This window comes from Bradyrhizobium sp. CCGB01 (assembly GCF_024199795.1).
Lineage (GTDB): Bacteria > Pseudomonadota > Alphaproteobacteria > Rhizobiales > Xanthobacteraceae > Bradyrhizobium.
In genome coordinates, this window is the sequence record NZ_JANADK010000001.1 from 1,352,704 (window position 1) to 1,370,013 (window position 17,310).

Genomic DNA, 17,310 nt, shown 5'->3' on the forward strand with positions numbered 1-17,310 from the left:
CATGGCGAGTTTCTTCATCGACAGGCCGATCTTCGCCTGGGTGGTCGCGCTGTTCATCTGCTTGATCGGTGCGATTGCGGTCCCGCTGCTGCCGATCGCGCAATATCCGATCATCGCGCCGCCCTCGATCTCGATCTCGACCAGCTATCCCGGCGCCTCGCCCGAAAACCTCTACAACAGCGTCACCCGGCTGATCGAGGAGGAGCTCAACGGCGCCTCCGGCATCCTCAATTTCGAATCGACCAGCGACTCGCTCGGCCAGGTCGAGATCATCGCCAATTTCCAGCCGGGCACCGATACCAGCGCCGCCTCCGTCGAGGTGCAGAACCGCATCAAGCGCGTCGAAGCGCGCCTGCCGCGCGCGGTGATCCAGCAGGGCATCCTGATCGAGGAAGCCTCGAGCGCCGTGCTCCAGATCATCACGCTGAACTCGACCGACGGCAGCCTGGACGAAGTCGGCCTCGGCGACTTCATGATCCGCAACGTGCTCGGCGAGATCCGCCGCATCCCCGGCGTCGGCCGTGCCACGCTCTATTCGACCGAGCGCTCGCTTCGCGTCTGGGTCGATCCGGCCAAGCTCGTCGGCTACGGGCTGACCGCTGACGACGTCAACAAGGCGATCGCTGCGCAGAATGCGCAGGTCGCTTCGGGCAGCATCGGCGCCGAGCCGTCGACCGCGAGCCAGCGCACCTCCTCGCTGGTGCTGGTCAAGGGCCAGCTCTCGTCCCCGGACGAGTTCGGCGCCATCATCCTGCGCGCCAATGCCGACGGTTCGACCGTGCGGTTGCGCGACGTCGCGCGCATCGAGGTCGGCGGCCTCAGCTACCAGTTCAACACCCGCCTGAACGGCAAGCCGACCGCCGGTCTCTCGGTGCTGATGTCGCCGACCGGCAACGCGCTGGCGACCGCGAGCGCGGTCGAGGAGAAGATGAAGGAGCTGTCGCGCTTCTTCCCGGCCAACATCTCCTACGAGATCCCCTACAACATCACGCCTGTGGTCGAAGCCTCGATCAAGAAGGTGCTGACGACGCTGGTCGAAGCCGTGGTGCTGGTGTTCGTGGTGATGTTCCTGTTCCTGCAGAACATCCGCTACACCATCATCCCGACCATCGTGGTGCCGGTGGCGCTGCTGGGCGCCTGCACCACGCTGCTGCTCGCCGGCTATTCCATCAACATGCTCTCGATGTTCGGCATGGTGCTCGCGGTCGGCATCCTCGTCGACGACGCCATCGTCGTGGTCGAGAACGTCGAGCGCATCATGTCCGAGGAAGGCCTGCCGCCGAAGGAAGCGACGCGGAAGGCGATGACGCAGATATCGGGCGCCATCATCGGCATCACGCTGGTGCTGATGGCGGTGTTCGTGCCGATGGCGTTCTTCCCCGGCTCGGTCGGCATCATCTACCGCCAGTTCTCGGTGACCATGGTCGCCGCGATCGGCTTCTCCGCCTTCCTCGCGCTGTCGCTGACGCCGGCGCTGTGCGCGACCTTGCTCAAGCCCGTCGCGGCCGGCCACGGTCATGCGAAGAGGGGCGTGTTCGGCTGGTTCAACCGCATGCTCGAAGGCGGCAAGGAAGGCTATTCCCGCACCGTCGGCTTCTCGCTGAAGCGCACCGGCCGCCTGATGCTGGTCTATGTCGCGCTGCTGTTAGGTCTCTCATGGGCCTTCGTCAGCCTTCCCGGCGGCTTCCTGCCGATCGACGACCAGGGCTTCGTCACCACCGACGTGCAGACGCCGTCGGATTCGTCGTATCCCCGCACCGAGGCCGTCATCGAGAAGGTCGAGAAATATCTCGCCGAGCGGCCGGGCGTGAAGGATGTCACCTTCCTCACCGGCTTCAGCTTCTCCGGCCAGGGCATGAACACCGCGCAGGCCTTCATCACGCTGAAGGACTGGTCGGAGCGTGGGCCGAAGGACTCCGCCGCGGCGATCGTCAACGACATCAACCGCGATCTCGGGTCGTCGATCCGCGACGCAAAAATCTCAGCGTTGCAGCCGCCGCCGATCGACAATCTCGGCAACTCCTCGGGCTTCTCGTTCCGCCTCCAGGACCGCGGCCAGAAAGGCTATCCGGCCTTGATGCGCGCTGCCGACCAGCTGATCGCGGAGGCCAATGCCAGCTCCGTGCTTCAAAAGGTCTATATCGAGGGCCTGCCCGAGGCGGGCGTGGTCAATCTCGTGATCGACCGCGAGAAGGCCGGCGCCTTCGGCGTCACCTTCGAGGACATCAACAACACGATCTCGACCAATCTCGGCTCGAACTACATCAACGACTTCCCGAACCGCGGCCGCATGCAGCGCGTCGTGGTGCAGGCGGATGCCCGCGACCGCATGCGGACCGAGGACATCCTCAACTACAACGTCAAGAACAGCCGTGGCCAGCTCGTGCCGTTCTCGTCTTTCGCCACGGTCGAATGGGCACGCGGTCCGACGCAGATCGCCGGCTTCAACTATTATCCGGCGGTCCGCATCTCCGGCGAGGCCAGGCCCGGCTTCACCTCGGGTGACGCCATCGCCGAGATGGAGCGGCTCGCTGGCAAGTTGCCGCGCGGCTTCGGCTATGAATGGACCGGACAGTCGCTCCAGGAAAAGCTGTCGGGCTCGCAGGCGCCGTTCCTGCTGGCGCTGTCGGTGTTCGTGGTGTTCCTGTGTCTGGCCGCGCTCTACGAGAGCTGGACCATTCCGCTCGCGGTGCTCCTGACCGTGCCGCTCGGCATCGTCGGCGCGGTGGCCGCGGCGATGCTGCGCGGCCTGCCCAACGACGTCTATTTCACCGTCGGCCTGATCACCATCATCGGTCTTGCCGCCAAGGACGCGATTCTGATCATCGAGTTCGCCAAGGACTTGCGGAAAGAGGGCAAGCCGCTGGTGGAGGCCACCATCGAGGCCTGCCGCCTGCGCTTCCGCCCCATTCTGATGACCGGTCTTGCCTTCATCTGCGGCGTGCTGCCGATGGCCATCGCCCACGGCGCCGGCGGTGCCAGTCAGCAGGCGCTCGGCAGCATCGTGATGGGCGGCATGATCGCGGTGGTGATCCTGGCGCTGCTGATGGTGCCGGTGTTCTTCGTCTCCGTGCAGCGCGTGCTGGCGGGGGACCGGGAGCCGAAGGTGGCGAAGGAAGGCGAGGCGCACGGCCGGCCGGCGCCGGCAAGGGCCGGCCACTGAACGCCGGGGCGGCCCTGATTGCTTCAGAACTGAACGCTACGTCGCGCGACGTCAAACAGGCGCCCGGCTTGCTTTCTCGGAATTGTCGATCCAGACTGCATCCCTGGATTGAAAGAATGTGTATTCGCACTGCATGGCGAATGCCAGACAGCCCGCCGATCGAGAGCACGTGATGCGTCCGACCGAAATTGCGATCTCGAACTATCGCTCCATTCGGCGGCTCTCCATACCCATCCATCCCCTGTCCGTGTTTGTGGGTGAGAACGGTGTCGGCAAATCCAATCTCTACAAATCCCTGTCGCTGTTACGCGACGCGGCGACCGGGCGGATCACGCGCACGATCGCCGATGAAGGCGGCTTGAATTCGGTCTGCTGGTCCGGCATTCGCAAGCGCGGCGAAGATGGGCGACTGCGGTTGTCGGCCAAATTCGACGGGATGAGATATTCCATCGAGCTCGGATTTCCCGGCCCGCTCGAGGCGGCGTTTTCCGGTGAGCCGATGATCAAGGCCGAAAGCATCGAGACGACGCAGGGCAAACGAACGGTTCAACTGATGGAGCGGAAAAATTCGCTCGTCAGCGTCCGCGGCGAGAGCGGTGCCTGGAGCGACCACAAGGATGCGGTGCTGCCGTCCGAGACTGCGCTTGCGGGTTTTTCCGATGGCAAGGGATGCCCTGAAATCGATCTGATCAGAAACGCGATGCTGGGCTGGCGATTCTATCATGACTTTCGCACCGATCCGGCGTCACCGATCCGGAAGCCCTGTCTCGCGATCACGACGCCCTCGCTCAGTGCCGATGGAGTCGATTTGGCTGCGGCCCTGGCGACACTTTACATCATTCGGGAAGACGCCACCGACCTGCAGGACGCAATCCAGGATGCGTTCCCCGGCGCTGAGCTTCGCGCATGGGAAGAAAACGGCAGGTGTGAATTTGACCTGCAGCTGATGGATATGCCGCGGCCGTTCAGGGCTCATGAACTATCCGACGGGACGCTGAAGTACATTTGCCTGCTCGCGGTGTTCATGGGCTATCGGCTTCCGCCGTTCATCGCGCTGAACGAGCCCGAGACCAGCCTGCATCCGTCGCTGCTGGCGCCGCTGGCCCGGCTGATCGCCAAGGCATCACGCCGCGCCGACATCTGGATTGTCACCCATTCGGAGCAGCTGATGGAGGCATTGCGAAGCGAGAGTTCGGTCCCGCTTCGCCGGGTGATCAAGTCGAAAGGCGCCACGACGATCGAGGGCCTGACCATCGGCGGTGAGTACCGCGACGAGGAATCCGACGAGGACGACTCTTAGCCGTTGCGCATCGAGCCGTCGTGCGACGGCCTCCTACTTCCGCAAAATCTTCACCAGCTCCCCGTGCACGAACTCGTTGCCGCACACCACATGCCCGGTCACCAGCGCATCGCCCGGCGTGGCGATGTCGCTCACCGTTCCGCCGGCTTCGCGCACCATCAGCATGCCGGCGGCGATGTCCCAGGATTGCAGGTTGCGCTCCCAATAGCCGTCGAGGCGACCGGCGGCGACGAAGGCGAGGTCGAGGGAGGCGGCGCCGAAACGGCGCAGGCCTGCGACGCGGTCCTGGATCGCGGTCATCTCGCGGCGGAATTCCTCGTGGTCGCCGCGGCCGATATGGGGCAGGCCGCAGGCCACCACGCATTCGTTGAGCTGGCGGCGGCCGGCCACGCGCAGGCGCTGGTCGTTCAGGAAGGCGCCCTTGCCGCGCTCGGCGATGTAGAGCTCGTCATTGGCGGGGTTGTAGATCACGCCCGCAATGATCGTGCCCTCGCGCACGAGGCCGATCGAGATCGCGAATTGCGGGATGCCGTGCAGGAAGTTGGTGGTGCCGTCGAGCGGATCGACGATCCAGGTGTGGCTCTTGTCGGAGCCCTCGCGGGTGCCGCCTTCCTCGCCAATGAAGCCGTAGCCGGGGCGGGCCTTGGCGAGATCCTGATAGAGGATCTCCTCGGCGCGCTTGTCGGCCAGCGAGACGAAATTGGCCGGCCCCTTCAGCGAGACCTGAAGATGCTCGATCTCGCCGAGATCGCGCTTGAGGCTGCGGCCGGCGCGGCGCGCAGCCTTGACCATGACGTTGATAGTTGCGGAATACAGCATGAGCTCTGGTCTTGATCGGGGGAAATGGCGCGAAATCGCGCCTGATTGAGGGGATTGGGTGCCCTGCGAGGGCCCTAACGTCAAGTCATTTGGTCCCGAGCCATTTTCTGGCGGCGGCCTCCGCCTTGGCCCGGTCCTCGGCCGGCAGGTCGGACAATTGCTTGTCGAGCTCCGGATCGCCCTTGCCGGAGGTTTTCGCCACCAGATGCCATTTAAAGCCCTCGACCTTGTCCGTGGAGGTGCCCATGCCGTTGATCAGCACCCAGGCCAGGCGGTTCTGCGCGATCGCGCTGCCCTGGCGGGAGGCCTTGCGGAGCAACGCCACAGCGGCCGGCTGGTTCTTCGGCGTGCCGGTGCCGTTGAACATGGCGATGGCGTATTCGACCTCGGCATCGACATTGTCCGCAAGCGATGCCGCCTGGAGCAGCCGCACCGCGCGTTCCGGGTCCTTCGGCACGCCGGTGCCTTCCTTGTAGAAGGTCGCGAGCGCGTATTGAGCCTCGGGCAGGCCGGCATCGGCCGCCTGGCGCAGCAGCTCGGCGGAACGCTTGACGTCCTGCGGCAGGGTCTGGCCGTCGAGGTAGAGCAAAGCAAGGTTATAGGCCGCCTTGGGCTCGCCGAGCTTGGCGGCGGAAGCCATCAGCTTCACCGCCTCGCCTTTGTCGACCGAGCCGCCGCGGCCGGAGATGCGCAGCATGGCGAGCGCGAACATCGCCTCGCGGTCGCCGGCGTCGGCGGCGCGCTTGTACCATTCGAGCGCCTTGGCGTAGTCGCGGCGGATGCCCATGGCGTTGGAATAGAGCTCGCCCAGCATGGTCATCGCCTTGGGATCGCCAGCTTGCGCGCGGGTGGTGGCGAGCTCGAACGCCGTCTTGTACTGGCCGCGCTGATAGGCGCCGAACACCAGGTCGACGTTGGGATTGTCGGTCGGCGGCGCGGGGATCACGGTCGCGGGCAGCGCCGGCTTGGGCGAGGCGGCCGGCTTGGGAGAGGCGGAAGGCTTCGGTGCCGGCGCGGCCTCCTTCTTCTTCGTGAGCGCGTGCGGCTTGGGCTTCTGCTTCTCGGGCGCTGCGCTCGGCGTCGTCGCCGGCGGCGTGATCTGGAGCTGCGCGGCCGCGGGCGCCGTCAGCAGCAGCGTGGCCAGGATGGTGATGCACGGGAACTTCATGTCGGGCGCTAGCCGTGCTCCTGACCCGCAAGCGCAGTCGCATGGGCCTTCTTGATCGCAGCGTCCACCTCGATCAGCGCGGCCTTCGCACCGCGCGGATCGGACCAGACGAATTCGCCGACCAGCACGAAATCGGCGCCGCTGGCGGCGAAGTCGTGGGCCTCTTCCAGCGAGGTCGCAAAGCCGACGCAGGGCGGCTCGAACAGTTCGGCCCACCAGTCCAGCCGCTCCGCAATCGCTTGTGCCGAGGGGCGCTGTCCCTTCGCGTCGGGCTCGCCGAACAGCAAATAGTCGGCACCGATCTCGCCCGCATCCATGGAATGGTGCCGCGTCGTCAGCCCGCCGACGCCGGCGATGCGATCGGGCTTGAGCGATGGCAGTGCCTCTTTCAGCGCGGCGATGCCGGGGAGGTGCGCGCCGTCGGCGCCGCCGCGCGCGACCAGTTCGGCGTGGCCGTCGACCAGCAGCGCAGCGCCCGCCTTCTGCACCGGCGGCGCGAAGGCCTTGATGCGCGTGATCATGGTGCGCTGGTCGGTCTCCTTCAGCCGCAGCAGCACGGCCGCGACATCGGCAGAGGCGAGCAGGTCCGGCAGCGCGGCAACGAGCGTCGCGGGATCATCGACAACAGGCGTCGCGAGATACAGGCGCGGCGCCGGGCGCGGCGGAGGCGATTTGTTCGACAAGATCTAGGCTGCCTTCTTTTCCAGGCTGCTTTGCCATTCGCCCTTGGACGCCAGACCATTCATCCGGGCGCGATGGCTGAATGCGCTTTGGCCGGCCGCGACATTCTCGGGCTTGCCGGACCAGGCCTTCTGCGGTGCGGCCTGCAGCGCGCGGCCGTAGGAGAAGGTCAGGCCCCAGGGCAGCGGCCCGAGCTTGTGCATGGCGTTGAGATGCGCGGTTGCCTCCTCGTCCGACTGGCCGCCGGAGAGGAAGGCGATGCCGGGCACCGCCGCCGGCACGCACGCCTTCAGGAGCCGCAGGGTCTTCTCCGCGACTTCCTCGACGGGCGCCTGCTTCGCGCACTTCTTGCCAGAGATCGCCATGTTCGGCTTCAGCACCATGCCTTCGAGCGCGACGCGCTGCACGCGCAGTTCCTGGAACGTCTTGTTGAGCACGCGGGTCGTCACCTCATAGCAGCGGTCGATGTCGTGATCGCCGTCCATCAGCACTTCCGGCTCGACGATCGGCACGATCTGCGCGGCCTGGCACAGTGCTGCATAGCGCGCCAGCGCGTGGGCGTTGACGCTGATCGCGGTCATCGAGGGGATGCCGCTGCCGATATCGATCACCGCGCGCCATTTGGCGAAGCGCGCGCCGCGCTCGTAATATTTCTTCAACCGCTCGGCGAGCTTGTCGAGCCCGACGGTGACGAGCTCGCCCGGGCACATCGGCAGGGCTTGCGTGCCTTCGTCGACCTTGATGCCGGGAATGGCGCCGCTCTGTTCGATCAGCTTGACCAGCGGCGTGCCGTCTTTGGCATCCTGCCAGATCGTCTCGTCATAGAGGATCACGCCGGAGATGCACTGGCTCATGGCCTCCTTGGACCGGAACAGCATCTCGCGATAGTCGCGGCGGTTGTCTTCGGTCGATTCCACGCCGATCGCGTCAAATCGCTTCTTGATGGTGCCGGAGGATTCGTCGGCGGCAAGGATGCCCTTGCCTGATACGACCATGGCGGTCGCGATTCTGTTGAGCTCAGTCAGATTCATCGAGAGGTCCTCCCAAAACGATTCTGCCCTTGCCTGTGAAAATAGACGGTTCTCGGGCAATTGCCGAGTTAACGTTCGTCGCAGGGTAAAGGGGGCGGGAGGTCGTCGGGTAAATGGCTGGCTGGGCGACCCTTCACCTCGCCCCGCTTGCGGGGAGAGGCATAGGCCGCCCTTGGTGGCCGTCTTTAAGAACGCCGAAGCGGAGCTTCGGCCATGCGCGAAGCGACCGGGTGAGGGGGTACAGGTCTATCGATAGGGCACAACGCGCGGAGAGAGCCCCTCACCCCGACCCTCTCCCCGCAAGAACGGGGAGAGGGAGGGATAGATCACGCGACCTTCGGATCCAGCTCGCCCTTGGCGTAGCGCTTGGCCATCTCGGCGGTGGTCAGGACCTTCTTGATCTTGGAGGCCTGGCCGGCGGTGTTGAACTCCTGGAGCCGCTGCTTGCACAGCTTGGTCATCGCTTCCATCGCGGGCTTCAGGTACTTGCGCGGGTCGAACTCTTCCGGGTGCTCCTTGAACACCTTGCGGATCTGGCCGGTCATGGCCATGCGGTTGTCGGTGTCGATGTTGATCTTGCGCACGCCGTTCTTGATGCCGCGCTGGATCTCGGCGACCGGCACGCCCCAGGTCGGCTTCATCTTGCCGCCGAACTCGTTGATGATGTCCTGGAGGTCCTGCGGCACCGACGAGGAGCCGTGCATCACCAGATGCGTGTTCGGCAGCTTGCGGTGGATTTCCTCGATCACCTTCATGGCGAGGATGTCGCCGTCAGGCTTGCGGGTGAATTTGTAGGCACCGTGAGAAGTGCCCATCGCGATCGCGAGCGCGTCGACCTTGGTCTCCTGGACGAACTTCACGGCCTCGTCCGGATTGGTCAGGAGCTGGTCGTGGCTCAGCTTGCCTTCGGCGCCGTGGCCGTCTTCCTTGTCGCCCATGCCGGTCTCGAGCGAGCCGAGCACGCCGAGTTCACCCTCGACCGAGATGCCGCCGAGATGGGCCATGTCGGTCACGGTCTTGGTGACGCCGACATTGTAGTTCCAGTCGGCCGGGCTCTTGCCGTCGGCCTTGAGCGAGCCGTCCATCATCACCGAGGTGAAGCCGGCCTGGATCGCGGTCATGCAGGTCGCGGCCTCGTTGCCGTGGTCGAGATGCACGCAGACCGGAATGTGCGGATAAATCTCGGTGACCGCGTCCATCATGTGCTTGAGCATGATGTCGTTGGCGTAGGAGCGCGCACCGCGCGAGGCCTGGATGATGACGGGGGCGTCGACCGTGTTGGCCGCGTCCATGATCGCCAGCGCCTGCTCCATGTTGTTGATGTTGAAGGCCGGTACGCCGTAATCGTTCTCAGCCGCATGGTCGAGCAATTGACGCAACGTGATCCGAGCCATGTGTCTTTTTCTCCGTTTGGGCCTGCAGGGCCGCTTGCTTCTCTTCTTGCCGACTAATTACTTGGTGCGCAGAACTTCGACGCCGGGCAGGGGCTTGCCTTCCATCCATTCAAGAAATGCGCCACCGGCGGTCGAAACATAGGTGAACTGACCGGCCACATGGGCCTGGTTGAGGGCCGCAACGGTGTCGCCGCCGCCCGCGATCGAGATCAGTTTCTTGGCCTTGGTGCGCTCGGCGGCGTGCTTGGCGGCCGCGACCGTGCCGCGGTCGAACGGCTGCATCTCGAAAGCGCCGAGCGGTCCGTTCCAGACCAGGGTGGCTGCGTCATCGATGGCGGCATGGACCCGCGCGATCGACTGCGGACCGACATCGAGGATCATGCCGTCGGCCGGGATCGCATCGAGCCCGTAGGCATGCGAGGGCGCATTGGCGGCGAAGTGATAGGCGACCGTGGCGTCGACGGGCAGGATGATCGCGCAATTGGCGGCTTCCGCCTTTTCCATGATGCGCAGCGCGGTGGCGGCGAGATCCTTCTCGGCCAGCGACTTGCCGACCGCGACGCCCTGGGCGTGCAGGAAGGTGTTGGCCATGCCGCCGCCGATCACCAGCGCATCGACCTTGTTGACGAGGTTTTCGAGCAGGTCGATCTTGGTCGAGACCTTTGCGCCGCCGATGATCGCGATGACGGGCTTGGTCGGCGAACCCAGCGCCTTCTCCAGCGCGACGAGCTCGGCCTGCATGGTGCGGCCGGCATAGGCCGGCAGCTTGTGGCCGAGGCCTTCGGTCGTGGCATGGGCGCGGTGCGCGGCCGAGAAGGCGTCATTGACCCAGATGTCGCCGAGCTTCGCCAATTCCGCGACGAAGGCGGGATCGTTCTTTTCCTCTTCCTTGTGGAAGCGGGTATTTTCCAGGCACAGGATGTCGCCATCCTTCAGCGCCGCCACGGCCGTGGCCGCGGGCTCGCCGACGCAGTCGTCGGCGAAGGCGACGGGCTTGTTCACGACCTTCGACAAAGCTTCGGCAACCGGCTTGAGCGACTCCTTGGGGTCGCGTCCCTTTGGCCGGCCGAAATGCGCGAGCAGGATGACCTTGCCGCCCTTGTCCGAGATTTCGGTGATGGTCGGCGCGACGCGCTCGAGCCGGGTGGCGTCGCTGACGCGCCCGTTCTCCATGGGCACGTTGAGATCGACGCGCAGCAGCACGCGCTTGCCCTTCACGTCGACGTCGTCGAGGGTGCGGAATTTAGCGGACATCATTCATCATCCGTGCGTCGGAGTATCGGACTCGGAAGGCGGGTAATGGCCATGATCGCCGCTTCCGCCACCGTCTTTCGGTGATCTCACTTTATGGCCCTGGCGAAATCCGTACGCGATCAACGCGATCAACAGTATGACGCCAGGGATGCCGATCCAGTGAGGAAGCACGTGGCCTCCTTAGATCACCTTCGCGATCGCGACGGCGGTGTCCGCCATGCGGTTCGAGAAGCCCCACTCGTTGTCGTACCAGGACATCACGCGCACCAGCGTGCCGTTCTGCACCTTGGTCTGGTCCTCGTGGAAGGTCGAGGAGTGCGGATCGTGGTTGAAGTCGATCGAGACGTTCGGCGCAGTGGTGTAGCCGAGGATGCCCTTGAGCTGCTGCTCACTGGCGCGCTTCATCGCGGCGTTGATTTCCTTGGCGTCGGTGGCGCGCTTGGCGACGATCTTGAGGTCGACGACCGAGACGTTCGGGGTCGGCACGCGGATCGCGACGCCGTCGAGCTTGCCTTTCAGCTCGGGCAGCACGAGGCCGATCGCCTTGGCGGCACCGGTCGAGGTCGGGATCATCGACATCGCAGCCGCGCGGCCGCGGTAGAGATCCTTGTGCATGGTGTCGAGCGTCGGCTGGTCGCCGGTATAGGCGTGGATCGTGGTCATGAAGCCGGTCTCGATGCCGACCAGGTCGTTCAGCACCTTGGCAACCGGCGCAAGGCAGTTGGTGGTGCAGGAGCCGTTGGAGACGACCAGATGATCCTTGGTCAGGGTCTCGTGGTTGACGCCGTAGACGATGGTGGCGTCGGCGCCGTCGGCGGGCGCGGAAACCAGAACGCGCTTGGCGCCGGCGGTCAGGTGCGCGGAGGCCTTGTCCTTCGAGGTGAAGATGCCGGTGCATTCCAGCGCGATGTCGACGCCGAGATCCTTCCAGGGCAGCTTCGAGGGATCGCGCTCGGCGGTCACCTTGATCTTGCCGCCGCCGAGGTTGATCGAGTCGCCGTCGACGGTGACGGTGCCGGGGAAGCGGCCATGGACGCTGTCGAAGCGGAGGAGATGGGCGTTGGTCTCGACCGGGCCGAGATCGTTGATGCCGACGACCTCGATGTCCTTGCGGCCGGACTCGGCGATAGCACGCAGCACGTTGCGGCCGATGCGGCCAAAACCGTTAATTCCGACGCGGACTGCCATGTTTCATCTCCTTATGACCGTTCAATGACGTGATCGATAACGCCTAATCTTCCCGCACAACGCGCTCTACGCGCTTGCGAGGGTTTTTTAGGGGCGGACGCCCGGTTCGGCCGGGCGGTGCTTGATCATATGAGAGATTACGTAGTCCTTTTTTTTGGCAAGCTCAACTCTCAGCTAACGCGCTTCAGCACGGCGTTAACCGCAGCCTCGGCGGTAATGCCGAAATGCTTGTAAAGATCCTTCGCCGGCGCGCTCGCACCGAACGAATGCATGCCGACGAATTCGCCATCCTGGCCGATCACGGCGTCCCAGCCCCAGCGCACCGCGGCTTCGATCGCGACCTTCACCGGCGCGTTGCCGATGATCTCGGCACGCTTGGCTTCTGGTTGCGCTAACAAAAGCTCGAGCGAGGGCACCGAGACCACCCGTGACGCGATGCCGCGCTCGGCGAGCTGCTTCTGGGCGGCAACCGCGATCTCGACCTCGGAACCGGAAGCGAACAGCGTCGCCCTGGCTTCGCCCTGGGCTGCGACCAGCTCGTAGGCGCCGGCCGCGCAGGGATTGTCGTTCGGCGCATTGGTGCGGAGCTGCGGCAGGTTCTGCCGCGTCAGGGCCAGCACCGTCGGGCCGTCGATGCGGTTGAGCGCGAGCTCCCAGCACTCGGCGACCTCGATGGCATCGCAGGGACGGAACACGCGCATGTTCGGAATGGCGCGAAGTGCCGCGAGATGCTCGACCGGCTGGTGGGTCGGGCCGTCCTCGCCGAGGCCGATGGAATCGTGCGTCATCACGTAGACGACGCCGGCGCCCATCAGCGCGGCAAGGCGCATCGCGGGACGCGCATAATCGGTGAACACCAGGAAGGTCGCGCCGTTCGGTGCGAAGCCGCCGTGCAGGAAGATGCCGTTCATCGCAGCCGCCATGCCGTGCTCGCGGATGCCGTAATGGATGAAGCGGCCCTTCGGCGTCTTGGCCGAGAACGCGGTCGCCGACTTCGCCTTGTTGTTGTTGGAGCCGGTGAGGTCGGCGGAGCCTGCGAGGAATTCCATCGGCATCGCGCCGGCGATGACTTCGATCACGGCTTCCGAGGATTTGCGGGTGGCCGCGGTCATCGGCTTTTCCAGCAGCTCCTTCTTGTACGCACGCACCGCCTTGGCGAGCGAAGCGGGACGCTCATGACGCAGACGGCGCTCGAACTCGGCACGCTTGCGGCTGCCGAGCTCGCCGAGCCGGCCCTCCCATTCCTGTCGTGCCGCCGCGCCGCGGCTGCCGGCTTCGCGCCAGGCCTTCAGCACGTCGTCCGGCACCGAGAACGGCTCGAGCGAGATGCCGAGATTTTCCTTGGCGGCCTTGAGCTCGTCGGCGCCGAGCGCCTCGCCATGCGCCTTCGCGGTGCCGGCCTTATGCGGCGCGCCGAAGCCGATGGTGGTGCGGCAGGCGATCAGCGTCGGCTTGTTGGACTTTTGCGCGCGGGTGATCGCAGCGGCGATCGCGGCCTGGTCGTGGCCGTCGATCTTCTCGGCGGCCCAGCCGGCGGACTTGAAGCGCTTCACCTGGTCGACCGAATCCGCAATCGAGGTCGGTCCGTCGATCGAGATGCCGTTGTCGTCATAGAGCACGATCAGCTTGCCGAGCTTCCAGTGCCCAGCCATCGCGATCGCTTCCTGCGACACGCCTTCCATCAGGTCGCCGTCGGAGGCGAGCACATAGGTGTGGTGATCGACGATCTTCTTGCCGAACTCGGCGGCGAGCATCTTCTCGGCGAGCGCCATGCCGACCGCGGTCGAGATGCCCTGGCCGAGCGGGCCGGTGGTGGTCTCGATGCCCTTGGTGTGGAAGTTCTCGGGATGGCCCGGGGTCAAGCCGCCGAGCTGCCGGAACTGCTTGATCTGGTCCAGCGTCATGCCGGCATTGCCGGTCAGGTACAGCAGCGAATAGAGCAGCATCGAGCCGTGACCGGCCGAGAGCACGAAGCGGTCGCGGTCCGGCCAATCAATTGCGGCAGCATCGTATTTCAGGAATTGCGTGAACAGCACCGTGGCGATGTCGGCGGCGCCCATCGGCAGGCCGGGATGGCCCGATTTCGCCTTCTCGACAGCGTCCATCGAGAGGCCACGGATCGCGTTGGCCATACGGGTGTGGTCGACTTGCGTCATGTCTGAAATCCGTCTGAAATGAGGCGCTTGGCGGGTGGTGCGGGCCGCGCGGGGAGCCTGGCGGCCACGGAAAGGTCGGGCTGGGATAGCACCTCGGTTCCGGGAGTCCAAGGCAATCAAACGTCGGTTTGGCCGTAAAAGTTGCTTAGCAGTGCATAGTTTCGCGGCGGCGTTGCGCTTCGCTAGCTTGCCACGTAAATTTCTGCTTCTAACCGCTTGCCGAACCGAGTCTTTTGCCGGACGGCAAGCTCCAGGGTAAAGGCCACTGGGTAGGCCACAGGTTCCGCCGCTGACTGCATGAACGATCGCGTGTCCAACAGCTCTGCCATGACGGAGTCATCCGCCGTCGAGATCGAGATCGCGACCCGCAGACTCATGGCGGCGCTCGACTCGCTCGAAAGCGCGGTGGAGCGGCGGCGCGACGCCGACCGCGACGAGAACGAACTCGCGGCGCGAATCCAGGCGCTGGGCGCGGATCGTTCGCGGCTCGCCGACGAGCTCGACGGCGCGTTGGTGAAGGCGCGCAAGCTCGAGCGCACCAATCGCGAGATCTCCGATCGGCTGGATTCTGCGATCGTCACGATACGCTCGGTGCTCGATACCGGAGAGGACGGATGAGCCACATCAACGTCACCATCAACGGCCGGCAATACCGCATGGCCTGCGAGGAGGGCCAGGAGGTGCGGCTGCTGAAGCTCGCCGAAAGCCTGGAGACGCGGATCCAGTCGCTGCGCGGAAAATTCGGCGAGATCGGCGATGCGCGCCTCACCGTGATGGCGGCGCTGACCGTCTGCGACGAGCTGGTCGATGTCGGCAACCGCGTCCGCACCATGGAGCAGGAGTTGACCGAGCTGCGGGATTTCCGCAATGCCGCCGTCGAGCGCGCCCGGCTGACCCAGACCGCGGTGGTGAACGCCCTGAACGCCGCGGCCGAGCGCATCGAGAAGTCGACCCAGGTCCTGAACCGGACCGTCGGCAACGGCATCGCGATCGGGTAGGGACTGCTGCCACGCGGGCGGTGCGCTCGCTCCCCCGCTCGCGGGGGAAGCTATCGCGTACGAGCTTGGCGGGGCCTGAGCGAGCGCCTCGTCCTTCGAGACGACCGCTCCGCGGTCTCCTCGGGATGAGGCTGATCGGCAGCTTTGCCCGTAAAAATTGCTGCTAAGCACTCAGTCCTCATCCTGAGGAGCCCGCAAAGCGGGCGTCTCGAAGGATGGCCGCATAAGAGCTTCGCGCCACTGGCGATTCGTCAGTATCGTTGTTAGATTGCCCCGGCGAGGCTGCGACGTGCGTCAGGAGCCATATATCCCCGGGGCCTTATCGATCCTTTAGGGAACTGTCCCTGGCCGGGCCCGTGGGCTCGGACATATGGTGCCCACCTACTTTCGTAGGGAACTCCGGGATCGAGTGCTTCAACGGCGTCCGCGGCTTCGCACTGTTTCTTCCTTCTGGTTCGTGCCTGTCGAAATGACTGCGGCCTGTTCAGTAGATGTCATGCCCCGCCGAGTGCGCAATTGCGCACGGAGGACCGGGGCATCCAGTACGCCGCGGCCTTTGTGTGAATCACCACCGCCTCTGGAATACTGGATCACCCGCCCCAGTGCGCAAGGGCGCACAAGACGGGTGGTGACGTGGGGGACCAAAGCGCATGTCGAATTCGAAAGCCGAGCTCCGTGCCAAAGCCCTCGCGGCGCGCGACGCGCTCAGCGAGAAGAAGCGCACCGCCGCCGCAACGAAGCTCGCCAAGCGCGGGCTGCCGTTCGATCTCGTGCCCGGCAGCATTGTCTCCGGCTATTCCCCGATCCGCAGCGAGATCGATCCGCTGCCGCTGATGAAGAAGCTCGCCGAGGAGGGCGCAAGGCTGGCGCTGCCCTGCGTCACCGCGCGCGGCCAGTCGCTGATCTTTCGCATCTTCCACCCGAACGACCGCCTGATGCTCGGCCCGCTCGGCATTCCCGAGCCGTCGCCGGCAGCAAGCGAAGTCATTCCGGACATCATGCTGACGCCGCTCGCGGCCTTTGATCGTCTCGGCCATCGCATCGGCTATGGCGCGGGACATTACGACCACACCTTCGCTCATCTGCGCAAGGCCAAGCAGATCGTCGGCATCGGGCTCGCTTTTGCAGCGCAGGAAATCAAGGCGGTTCCGGCACTATCCCACGACGTGGCGCTGGATTATGTGCTAACGGAATCGGACGTGTTCGATTTCCGGAGTTCTGAAGTTGCGCATTCTCTTCGTGGGTGATGTCGTCGGCCGTAGTGGCCGCAACGCCATCGCCGAATATCTGCCCGGCATGGTCAAGGACTGGTCGCTCGATCTCGTCGTCGTCAACGGCGAGAATTCCGCCGGCGGCTTCGGCATCACGGAAGCGATCTATCAGGAGTTTATCGATGCCGGGGCCGACGCGGTGACGCTCGGCAATCACTCCTGGGACCAGCGTGAAGCCCTGGTGTTCATCGAGCGCGCCGAGCGCCTAGTGCGGCCCGCGAATTATCCGCGCGGCACGCCCGGCCGCGGCGCCGCGCTGGTCGAGACCAAGAACGGCAAGCATGCGCTCGTCGTCAACGCGCTCGGCCGCGTCTTCATGACCCCGTTCGACGATCCCTTTGCGGCGCTGGAGCGCGAGCTCGGCGCCTGTCCGCTCGGCGTTGCCGCCGACGCCATCGTCGTCGATTTCCATTGCGAGGCGACCAGCGAGAAGCAAGGCATCGGCTTCTTCTGCGACGGCCGCGCCAGTCTCGTCGTCGGCACGCACACCCATGTGCCGACCGCAGACCACCAGATCCTCACCGGCGGCACCGCCTACATGACCGATGCCGGCATGACCGGCGATTACGACTCCATCATCGGCATGCAGAAGGAAGAGCCGCTGCGCAGGTTCACGTCGGGAATTCCGTCGGGCCGCTTCGAGCCGGCGGCGGGTGTTGCGACGTTGAGCGGCGTTGCCGTGGAGACGGATGACGCGACAGGGCTCGCACTGAAGATTGCGCCCGTGCGCGTCGGCGGAAGGCTGGAGCCGGCTACGCCGAAGTTCTGGTTGAGCTGAGCGGCCGCGCCTCACCTTCGGAATCGTAGGGTGGGCAAAGGCGCACTTGCGCCGTGCCCACGATCTTTCTCGATCGTTAAAGGTGGTGGGCACGCTTCGCTTTGCCCAC

At 65.2% G+C, this 17,310-nt stretch carries 15 protein-coding genes and 1 other RNA gene; 7 read left to right on the plus strand and 9 right to left on the minus strand.

The window, feature by feature from the left end:
• Window position 1 precedes the first annotated feature (1 nt).
• Together NLM25_RS06100 and NLM25_RS06105 are read left to right on the plus strand one after the other, a co-directional pair.
• The gene (locus NLM25_RS06100; protein WP_254116066.1) at window positions 2-3,163 is read left to right on the plus strand and encodes a multidrug efflux RND transporter permease subunit; all 3,162 of its coding nucleotides are present in this window, start codon (window positions 2-4) and stop codon (window positions 3,161-3,163) included.
• A gap of 172 nt (window positions 3,164-3,335) precedes the next feature.
• Window positions 3,336-4,463, plus strand: a complete 1,128-nt coding sequence (locus tag NLM25_RS06105; protein ID WP_254136406.1) for an AAA family ATPase — start codon at window positions 3,336-3,338, stop codon at window positions 4,461-4,463.
• A gap of 33 nt (window positions 4,464-4,496) precedes the next feature.
• On the opposite strand, the gene NLM25_RS06110 is transcribed toward NLM25_RS06105, so the two are convergent.
• The 9 genes from NLM25_RS06110 to NLM25_RS06150 form a co-directional block, all read right to left on the minus strand.
• Window positions 4,497-5,282, minus strand: coding sequence for an inositol monophosphatase family protein (locus NLM25_RS06110; RefSeq protein ID WP_254116068.1), 786 nt, complete (start codon window positions 5,280-5,282; stop codon window positions 4,497-4,499).
• Window positions 5,283-5,367: 85 nt separating this feature from the next.
• Window positions 5,368-6,450 carry an HcpA family protein gene (locus NLM25_RS06115; RefSeq protein WP_254136407.1) on the minus strand — a complete coding sequence of 361 codons (1,083 nt, stop codon included), beginning with the start codon at window positions 6,448-6,450 and terminating at the stop codon, window positions 5,368-5,370.
• Window positions 6,451-6,458: 8 nt separating this feature from the next.
• Complete coding sequence (locus NLM25_RS06120) at window positions 6,459-7,133, minus strand: thiamine phosphate synthase (protein WP_254136408.1); 675 nt, start codon at window positions 7,131-7,133, stop codon at window positions 6,459-6,461.
• Window positions 7,134-7,136: 3 nt separating this feature from the next.
• Window positions 7,137-8,162 (minus strand): class I fructose-bisphosphate aldolase, encoded by a 1,026-nt coding sequence (locus NLM25_RS06125; RefSeq protein WP_254136409.1) that lies wholly within the window; start codon window positions 8,160-8,162, stop codon window positions 7,137-7,139.
• Window positions 8,163-8,488: 326 nt separating this feature from the next.
• A complete protein-coding gene (fba, locus tag NLM25_RS06130; protein ID WP_254116072.1) occupies window positions 8,489-9,556 on the minus strand; it encodes a class II fructose-bisphosphate aldolase in 1,068 nt (355 codons plus the stop codon).
• 57 nt (window positions 9,557-9,613) lie between these two features.
• Complete coding sequence (locus tag NLM25_RS06135; RefSeq protein WP_254141118.1) at window positions 9,614-10,810, minus strand: phosphoglycerate kinase; 1,197 nt, start codon at window positions 10,808-10,810, stop codon at window positions 9,614-9,616.
• Window positions 10,811-10,990: 180 nt separating this feature from the next.
• A complete protein-coding gene (gene gap / locus NLM25_RS06140; RefSeq protein WP_254116074.1) occupies window positions 10,991-11,998 on the minus strand; it encodes a type I glyceraldehyde-3-phosphate dehydrogenase in 1,008 nt (335 codons plus the stop codon).
• 170 nt (window positions 11,999-12,168) lie between these two features.
• Window positions 12,169-14,154, minus strand: a complete 1,986-nt coding sequence (tkt, locus tag NLM25_RS06145) for a transketolase (protein ID WP_254136410.1) — start codon at window positions 14,152-14,154, stop codon at window positions 12,169-12,171.
• A 182-nt stretch (window positions 14,155-14,336) separates the two neighbouring features.
• A complete protein-coding gene (locus NLM25_RS06150) occupies window positions 14,337-14,531 on the minus strand; it encodes a hypothetical protein (RefSeq protein ID WP_254141368.1) in 195 nt (64 codons plus the stop codon).
• On the opposite strand from NLM25_RS06150, the gene NLM25_RS06155 reads away from it, so the two are divergent.
• The 5 genes from NLM25_RS06155 (at window position 14,452) to NLM25_RS06175 (ending at window position 17,201) form a co-directional block, all read left to right on the plus strand.
• The gene (locus tag NLM25_RS06155) at window positions 14,452-14,772 is read left to right on the plus strand and encodes a DUF4164 domain-containing protein (RefSeq protein ID WP_063694167.1); all 321 of its coding nucleotides are present in this window, start codon (window positions 14,452-14,454) and stop codon (window positions 14,770-14,772) included. The genes NLM25_RS06150 and NLM25_RS06155 overlap by 80 nt on opposite strands.
• Entirely contained in the window at window positions 14,769-15,152 is a 384-nt protein-coding gene (locus NLM25_RS06160) for a cell division protein ZapA (protein WP_254116077.1), read from the plus strand. The genes NLM25_RS06155 and NLM25_RS06160 overlap by 4 nt, the downstream gene beginning before the upstream one ends.
• Window positions 15,153-15,428: 276 nt before the next feature.
• Window positions 15,429-15,589, plus strand: a non-coding RNA gene (gene ssrS, locus NLM25_RS06165) — 6S RNA.
• Between the two features lie 213 nt (window positions 15,590-15,802).
• On the plus strand, window positions 15,803-16,399 hold the full coding sequence (locus NLM25_RS06170) for a 5-formyltetrahydrofolate cyclo-ligase (RefSeq protein WP_254136411.1): 597 nt from the start codon (window positions 15,803-15,805) through the stop codon (window positions 16,397-16,399).
• Window positions 16,377-17,201 (plus strand): TIGR00282 family metallophosphoesterase, encoded by an 825-nt coding sequence (locus tag NLM25_RS06175; RefSeq protein ID WP_254136412.1) that lies wholly within the window; start codon window positions 16,377-16,379, stop codon window positions 17,199-17,201. The genes NLM25_RS06170 and NLM25_RS06175 overlap by 23 nt, the downstream gene beginning before the upstream one ends.
• Window positions 17,202-17,310: the final 109 nt, after the last annotated feature.

Excerpts from the sequence above, each read along its gene's own strand:
- NLM25_RS06100 (WP_254116066.1), top strand. The coding sequence starts at position 2 with ATGGCGAGTTTCTTCATCGACAGGCCGATCTTCGCCTGGGTGGTCGCG.
- NLM25_RS06105 (WP_254136406.1), top strand. The coding sequence starts at position 3,336 with ATGCGTCCGACCGAAATTGCGATCTCGAACTATCGCTCCATTCGGCGG.
- NLM25_RS06110 (WP_254116068.1), bottom strand. The coding sequence starts at position 5,282 with ATGCTGTATTCCGCAACTATCAACGTCATGGTCAAGGCTGCGCGCCGC.
- NLM25_RS06115 (WP_254136407.1), bottom strand. The coding sequence starts at position 6,450 with ATGAAGTTCCCGTGCATCACCATCCTGGCCACGCTGCTGCTGACGGCG.
- NLM25_RS06125 (WP_254136409.1), bottom strand. The coding sequence starts at position 8,162 with ATGAATCTGACTGAGCTCAACAGAATCGCGACCGCCATGGTCGTATCA.
- fba (WP_254116072.1), bottom strand. The coding sequence starts at position 9,556 with ATGGCTCGGATCACGTTGCGTCAATTGCTCGACCATGCGGCTGAGAAC.
- NLM25_RS06135 (WP_254141118.1), bottom strand. The coding sequence starts at position 10,810 with ATGTCCGCTAAATTCCGCACCCTCGACGACGTCGACGTGAAGGGCAAG.
- gap (WP_254116074.1), bottom strand. The coding sequence starts at position 11,998 with ATGGCAGTCCGCGTCGGAATTAACGGTTTTGGCCGCATCGGCCGCAAC.
- tkt (WP_254136410.1), bottom strand. The coding sequence starts at position 14,154 with ATGACGCAAGTCGACCACACCCGTATGGCCAACGCGATCCGTGGCCTC.
- NLM25_RS06155 (WP_063694167.1), top strand. The coding sequence starts at position 14,452 with ATGAACGATCGCGTGTCCAACAGCTCTGCCATGACGGAGTCATCCGCC.
- NLM25_RS06150 (WP_254141368.1), bottom strand. The coding sequence starts at position 14,531 with ATGAGTCTGCGGGTCGCGATCTCGATCTCGACGGCGGATGACTCCGTC.
- NLM25_RS06160 (WP_254116077.1), top strand. The coding sequence starts at position 14,769 with ATGAGCCACATCAACGTCACCATCAACGGCCGGCAATACCGCATGGCC.
- NLM25_RS06170 (WP_254136411.1), top strand. The coding sequence starts at position 15,803 with ATGTCGAATTCGAAAGCCGAGCTCCGTGCCAAAGCCCTCGCGGCGCGC.